Source organism: Acetobacter sp. (genome assembly GCF_047721705.1).
Taxonomy (GTDB): domain Bacteria; phylum Pseudomonadota; class Alphaproteobacteria; order Acetobacterales; family Acetobacteraceae; genus Acetobacter.
Genome location: NZ_JBDNXK010000133.1, coordinates 1 through 5,530 on the forward strand (window position 1 = coordinate 1; position 5,530 = coordinate 5,530).

The 5,530-nt window shown below is 54.7% G+C and carries 3 protein-coding genes and 1 pseudogene; 2 read left to right on the top strand and 2 right to left on the bottom strand.

What is annotated here, in order from left to right; translation table 11 throughout:
- Nucleotides 1-109: 109 nt before the first annotated feature.
- Nucleotides 110-361, bottom strand: coding sequence for a GNAT family N-acetyltransferase (locus ABF824_RS15210; protein WP_415489833.1), 252 nt, complete (start codon nucleotides 359-361; stop codon nucleotides 110-112).
- Nucleotides 362-624: 263 nt separating this feature from the next.
- Between ABF824_RS15210 and ABF824_RS15215 the strand changes: the two genes are divergently transcribed.
- Both ABF824_RS15215 and ABF824_RS15220 read left to right on the top strand, forming a co-directional pair.
- Nucleotides 625-1,941, top strand: coding sequence for an MFS transporter (locus ABF824_RS15215; protein ID WP_415489834.1), 1,317 nt, complete (start codon nucleotides 625-627; stop codon nucleotides 1,939-1,941).
- Between the two features lie 10 nt (nucleotides 1,942-1,951).
- Nucleotides 1,952-3,688, top strand: a complete 1,737-nt coding sequence (locus tag ABF824_RS15220; protein ID WP_415489835.1) for an OprO/OprP family phosphate-selective porin — start codon at nucleotides 1,952-1,954, stop codon at nucleotides 3,686-3,688.
- Between the two features lie 167 nt (nucleotides 3,689-3,855).
- Here ABF824_RS15220 and ABF824_RS15225 read toward each other — a convergent pair.
- A pseudogene (locus tag ABF824_RS15225) lies at nucleotides 3,856-4,618 on the bottom strand (IS6 family transposase).
- Between the last annotated feature and the right edge of the window lie 912 nt (nucleotides 4,619-5,530).

The following is a 5,530-nucleotide window of genomic DNA, read 5'->3' on the forward strand; positions in this document are numbered from 1 at the left end:
ACCATGAGTTCTATCTATATCCCTATATATTTCAGAATAGCATAATGCAGAATTGGGTATTTTTCAAACCACATGAAAAAATAAAACATAATTTTTCAATAGTTTATTTTTATTTCATGTTCTTTTTAATCCACGCTATTGCGAATGAGCAGTGAGAAACCAGTTTCAGGTTCTCTGCCCGCGCAACGTCACAGGCGTGACTCACAAGCGCTGACCCCACCCCGCGTCCGGCCAGAGCCTCGGGCACGTCGGTCTGCAGGATAATCAGGCTCTCGCTGGAGTTCTCGTAGTCCAGACATGCCGTGACCTGATCCACGTCCGTCTCAAAACGATTCCCGGCCCGATTGTCTCGTATCTTCATGAAACCTCCTGCCTCGTCGGGACTTATTCCCTACCGAGATAAACGCATAGCCGGGAAAGATTTTCTGCGGCCGGAAATCTCGATATCTCCTTCCGGAAGCCCTGTGATCGACCCCCTGAAGTGCGACAAACATATCACTTTTCCGTCGCAAACGAGACAAGCGGTCTTTTATGGATAGACACAATTGAAACAAATGCATGAATTTGGACGTAAGGCGTCAAGTGAACTAGAGGCCAGCCCAAAAGTGAGAATGTGACCAGCCCATGACCATCGCACCCGAACCAGTCTCTTCCCCGTCAACCTCTGCGGACCACCAGCGAACACAGTCCCCTGTTCGGGCCATCATTCAGGTCACCAGCGGAAACATGCTGGAAATGTACGATTTTATGGTGTTCGGTTACTATGCGGCGGCCATTGGCGCAGCTTTCTTTCCTTCCAAAGATCCTTCAGCCCAGCTTTTGCAGTCATTTGCGACATTTGGTGCCGGGTTTCTGATGCGCCCACTGGGAGCCATCATTCTGGGTGCCTATGTGGACCGGATCGGCCGGAGAAAAGGACTGCTTCTCACGCTCGCGTTCATGTCAGTGGGAACACTCTCCCTCACCCTGACTCCGGGCTATGCGACAATCGGGTTTATCGCACCGTTTCTTATTCTATGCGGGCGGCTGTTACAGGGTTTCTCCGCTGGCGTCGAACTGGGATCGACTTCGGTCTATCTTTCTGAAATTGCGACAGAGAAGACTCGAGGCTTTGTCGTCGCCTTTCAGTCCGCCTCACAACAGGTGGCCGTAATGGCCGCCGCTGCTATTGGCGTGACTCTGACGGCTTTCATTGAGCCAGGCCAGATGGCCTCATGGGGCTGGCGCATTCCCCTTCTGATCGGCTGCCTCATTGTTCCTGTTCTCTTTTTTCTACGACGCAACCTGAAAGAAACGGAATCTTTTGAGCAGATTCATCATCACCCCACATTTGGTGAAACACTTTCGGCCCTGTTGAACGACTGGCGCGTCTGCCTGACCGGAATCATGATGGTGCTGATGACCACCACATCATTTTACGTCATTACAGCTTACACACCGGCTTTCGGGCATGCCGTCCTGCATCTGTCATCGCGTGACGCTCTTGTTGTAACGCTCTGCGTCGGCATAATGAATTTTCTCGCACTACCTGTGTTTGGAGCGTTGTCCGACCGTATTGGACGCAAGCCCCTACTGATTGGCTCAACCATTCTTGCAATCGCAACAGCGTGGCCAGCCATGAAATGGCTGACTGCCGACCCATCCTTCATTCATCTGATGGTTGTCGAATTATGGCTTGCACTGATTTACAGCGCCTATAATGGCGGAGCCGTTCCGTTCCTGACGGAGATCGTGCCTCCCCGCATACGTACAACAGGATTTTCTCTGGCCTATAGTCTGGCAACCTGCATTGGCGGCTTTACTCCAGCCATCTGCACCTGGTTGATCGGAGCGACACATGATCGTTCCATGCCCGGCCTATGGCTTTCCCTTGCCGCAGTTTGCGGGCTGATCGCTACGCTGATTGCACGCCCTTACGACAGGAAACGTTCCGTTTCCTGACACGGCTTCAATGATCAACCGATACCTCGATCCACAAGAATTGCGTCCGATGCACATCCAGAAAAAATCCCTGCGTAATCTGCTTCTGTCTGGCGGTACTGTCTCTCTGCTCTGGTCGGCTCAGGCCATGGCGGCGGATACTGGCGGCGTGGATGTGCGTGCCCTTGCGGAACTGGTAAAATCACAAGCCAGACAGATTCAGGCCCTGCAAAGTCGTCTGGATGCCATCGAGCATGTCCCGGCCCATAAAGCACCGGCATCGGTGTCGCACCATCAGAGCGTCGCTGAAGTGAACCAGCCGCACGTCCGGATGCCCATTCATGGAAATACGCAGACAGCGTCTGTCGTGAATGAACCAAAGTCGGCCACCTCACCGGACGTCACGCCCGTTTTCAACGGTGCGGTCGTTCCTCATACGGCATCCACTGCATTCTCTGATCCCGGCCTGTCCGCCTATCCCCTCAAAGCTGCAGCGCCCGGAACCTCCGGCGCGGTTTCAGCCATGCCTTCAGGTTCAGCACCAGTCTATGGTGTTGAATCGTCCATCCCCTACTCTTCTCACACGACGACAGTGGGGGGACTCGTACTGAAATGGGGACGGGGCCTCCCCGCGATCACCACACCTGACGGTCAGTATTCCATTCGTATTCGTGGCCGTATTCTGGCGGATTACGGCGCGTCGTTCGGCTCGGATTATCATGAGCAGAACGTCTCCCGTACCCGGCTTCGCGCGGCACGCCTCGGCGTGGAAGGACGTGCCAAGCAGCTGTCATGGGTGTTTGAAAGTGACTTTGCCGACAACAGCCCTTCCATCATGAGCGCCTTTGCGACATGGAGCACGAAGTTCGGCAGCCATCTGACCGAATTCAGTCTGGGCAACAAATTTAACGAACGTGGTTTTGACGGATCCACAGGATCGGATGCGACCGTCTTTCTGGATCGTGATCTGGTCGCCAACGCCATCCTGCCGGTCAAAGGATGGTATGGTCTCGGCGGCGCCTTCAAGATTTTTGGCGAAAACTGGCATTTCGCCGCCCAGATTTCGGGCGACGACGTCAATTCGGTCAACAGCGCGAATAACCTCCGTGATGACCTGACGTACGAGGCCCGCGCGCACTGGATCCCCTACCGTTCGAAAGAGTCCCTGATCCATCTCGGCGCATGGGGGTTTTATGAAGACGTCAAGCCGACCGCCCAGTTCACCCAGAACATCAGACTGCTCGCCCGCACGGATGATGCTTTCTCCGCACGCATCAACACGGTGCCACTCGCAAACTCCCTTGCCGGTGGACTGGAGTTTTTCGCAATATGGAAATCAGCGTGGCTTCTGGGAGAATATGGAGTGCGGCACATGCAGTTCCGCAACAGCTATAACGGAGTGGATCTGGGCGGCCATACCGGGACCATGCAAGCCGCCAGCCTTCAGGCAGGCCTGTTCCTTACAGGAGAAACCCCCAACTACTTTGCCCATACCGGCCAATGGGCTGCGCCCCGCGTGCTTTCCCCTGTTCTGGATGGCGGCCCCGGAGCATGGGAAGTGGCTCTGCGGGGAGACTGGCTGGATGCAAACGATATCCCATCTGGAGGCAATGCCTGGACCACGACTGCGGGAGTCAACTGGTACCTTGTGAACTATGCACGCCTGATGCTGAATTACACCTATGCATATGTGAATAACCGCACCAGCCAGTATCCGGGCGTGACGGGTGGCAATATCGTGGGCATGAGGGCGGGCATTACTTTCTGAGCTCCTCCACCCACCGTGTCCTTCGTAAAAAATTACGTTTCCTGAGGCTAGTTGAAAAATGGCTTCTCTATTTATCGACGGACTGTTGCCGACCACCGACAACGCGGGAAAGCGGATGCTGTCACGATAAGTGGGATGGGATGTGAGTAGAGCCACTGACGTGATTTTCAAGCGGTGAGAGAGGTTGCGTTATTCCATTGGGCGAAGGCCCTGAGCCGATGGATGTGCCGGGAGAGGGCGTTGTCGATGGAGTGAGGCGGGACGAAGAGGTTACGGACGGCGGAGAAGACAGAAACGAAGCGTTGACAGCCCCCAGGCAAGCGAAATTTCTGCATGACGCGCTCTCGTTTTCGCAGCGGCAGGTGGCTGTTCTACGCCCTGTTATTCAGGCCCTTGTGGGACAGATGCCGGACTGTGAGCTTCAGTTTGCGTCTGGCGGCTCCATAGGATCCCAGCTTGTCGGTGACCATGCGTCGGGGCCGGAGACCCTGTTTTATTCAGCAGCCGCGTCAGCAGTCGCCTTGCGGCTTTGGTGTTCCTGCGGGTCCGCAGGATTTCGTCGAGAATATAGCCATCCTGATCGACGGCGCGCCACAGCCAGTGTGGCCTGCCGCCAATCACGATCCGGACCTCGTCCAGATGCCAGATATCCCCTACACTTGCGGCCTTGCGGCCTTGCGGCGCAACGAGCGGGCAAAGGCCACTCCAAACTTCACGCTCCACCGGCGGATCGTCTCATACGACACGACAATTCCACGTTCGAGCAGCATCTCCTCGATCAGACGGAAGCTCAGGGGAAACCGAAAATACAGCCACACCGCATGCGCGATCAACTCACCCGGAAAACGATGCCGTTTGTAGCTCACTACCGCCTTGCTCATCGCCGCCATCTACCACACCACAGTTAATGTGACAGCACCGCTGGAAGATATCATTTTCCGCGGCGGACGAAATCAAACAAAACGGCCAAAATCTTCTGATGAAGCTGGCGAAGCCTGACGAAGCGGATGGTGTTATGAGGCGACTATCAGCGGTAAAATCCACGCTTCAGAACATCAACGTTATACCGCTATCATTAGATGATATCGGCAATAACCTGGATGTTCCAGAGGATATGCGGAGTGAGTTGGCCATCATAACGCAGATATTTGATACAGACCCACATAGGTATGGCCACATTGTTAGGAAAGAGCTTAATTCCCTCAAAGAGCGACGGGCGCGCCTTGATAGTGATCACTCTTACCACAGAAACGTTGAGATTAACGGTATGTGACGCGGCACACGGCCCGTTTGAACTTTTAGATATCTAGGACGTCGTGGGGACAACGGGGCGCTGTCGCTGATCGTCGGATGTTACGCGACCAGTTACTTAGGTGAAGAAGGACTGCGCCATACCCATCTGACGAGCCGGCGCAGGAGGCAATGGCTACCTGCATCGATCTTCCCCACTCAAGTTAAGGCTCTGGACACCTGAGATGGTGCCTCTCAGCGCCGGCTGGCGGAAACTGGACGGCATCTTCGTGATCGGGTCGAGGCGCGCGATGAGGGCGTGCCGCATCCTTGTATCATTCGCAGAGGCGTCAACAATCAGTGCCGACAGTAATTAAGGCAAGAGGTGTTGCAGGGTCAGATGGCAGTTCAGCCGTGAGTTCAAGGCCGAGGATGTGAAGAGCACAGATCCCAAACTATGTCCGCTTTCGGAAAGTTACGCATCCCGGTTAAATGGCCAGAATGAGAGCGACTGCTGCCTATCTGCTCCTTTATCACTGAGCAGACAGGCAGATCACGGGGGCAAACGGAATGTCTGCTTCCGGACAAAAGATGCAGAAAGCCGCCAGTTAA

Coding starts and splice junctions, on each gene's coding strand:
- ABF824_RS15215 (WP_415489834.1), top strand. CDS start 625: ATGACCATCGCACCCGAACCAGTCTCTTCCCCGTCAACCTCTGCGGAC.
- ABF824_RS15210 (WP_415489833.1), bottom strand. CDS start 361: ATGAAGATACGAGACAATCGGGCCGGGAATCGTTTTGAGACGGACGTG.
- ABF824_RS15220 (WP_415489835.1), top strand. CDS start 1,952: ATGATCAACCGATACCTCGATCCACAAGAATTGCGTCCGATGCACATC.